General features: G+C 45.1%; 1 protein-coding gene. It reads right to left on the bottom strand.

What is annotated here, in order from left to right:
- The coding region (locus tag R7040_RS30095; RefSeq protein WP_318098140.1) for a formate--tetrahydrofolate ligase at positions 1-512 on the bottom strand (512 nt) is incomplete at both ends.

Genomic DNA, 512 nt, shown 5'->3' with positions numbered 1-512 from the left:
TTACCGTGTAACGCGAAAGTTTTAACGCAATCTCATCAGCGATAATAGAAGAATTGCCATGCGCAATGTTAGCAAAAGGGCCTGCGTGGATCAGAGTAGGGACACCTTCAAGCGTTTGCATCAATGTTGGTGCAATGGCTTCTTTCAACGTTACGGCCATCGCACCTGCTACTTGTAAATCTTCTGTGGTGATAGGCTGACCGTCGAGATCATAAGCAACAACAATTTTGCCAATGCGCTGACGTAAGTCTTTAAGATTTTTTGCCAACGCAATAATGGCCATCAACTCGGATGCGGCTGAAATATCAAACCCTTCGTTACGCTCAAATCCGTTAATGGTTTTGCCATGTTCGTTCAAACCAATTTTGACCATGCGAAGTGCACGGTCGTTGTGGTCCATCACGCGTTTCCAAGTAATGCTTTCAACGTCAATTCTTAATGCTTTTAAACCAGTTCGAGCTTCAAAGGCGTCGTATCCTTCGCGCTGCTCGTGGAATAAGCGCGCATCTAAA

The sequence above is a fragment of the Vibrio sp. 1069 genome, from assembly GCF_033340555.1.
This window is presented reverse-complemented; position numbering and strand designations above follow the sequence as displayed.